The 203-nt window shown below is 56.2% G+C and carries 1 protein-coding gene; it reads left to right on the plus strand.

Going from position 1 to position 203, the window contains the following annotated elements:
• Positions 1-203 (plus strand): hypothetical protein (locus tag H5181_RS20580; protein WP_182751911.1); only part of this gene is annotated, 203 nt, incomplete at both ends.

Here is a 203-nt window from a genome sequence, read left to right on the forward strand (position 1 = left end):
ACCGTGACGCTAGCGACTGGCACCCAAGTTGGCGACACCTTGATTGTCACTGATGGCAACGGCAACACCCTATTTAACGGCCCTGTGACTCAGGACATGCTCGACAACGGCTTTGACGTTGAAGTGCCTGTCACTGCAGGCGCGACCGATGTTGATGTCACCGCGCAAGTGATTGATATCGCCGGTAACCCATCTGCAACCGC

Origin of the sequence: Shewanella sp. SG44-2 (assembly GCF_014164215.1) — a bacterium.
Taxonomy (GTDB): Bacteria; Pseudomonadota; Gammaproteobacteria; order Enterobacterales; family Shewanellaceae; genus Shewanella; species Shewanella frigidimarina.